The following is a 243-nucleotide window of genomic DNA, read 5'->3' as shown; positions in this document are numbered from 1 at the left end:
ATATTCAATGCTCAAAGTATAGAAGCGCTTGAAATGACATCTGAGGAAGGACAAAAAACATTCCAATGTGTGCTTGGTTTAAGTGGTTTAAATCAGGTAATTATTTCTTCAGGAGATTTAAATAAACGTTATGATCAATGGATTAATCTGAATTCGCGTTAACGAATTTCTGAATTGGACACTCAAACTCAAACGAAAACGGGAGATAAGTTCAGAAATCAAGATGAAGTAGAGGAAATAATT

General features: G+C 32.9%; 1 pseudogene. It reads left to right on the top strand.

Annotated elements, in window-relative coordinates:
- Nucleotides 1-243 (top strand): annotated as a pseudogene (locus KVT27_RS27295) (hypothetical protein); the annotation flags it as partial.

The organism is Lysinibacillus sp. GbtcB16 (assembly GCF_019091145.1).
Classification (GTDB): Bacteria; Bacillota; Bacilli; order Bacillales_A; family Planococcaceae; genus Lysinibacillus; species Lysinibacillus fusiformis.
Note: the sequence above shows the minus strand (reverse complement) of the source record. Positions and strands in the feature narration are given on the sequence as shown.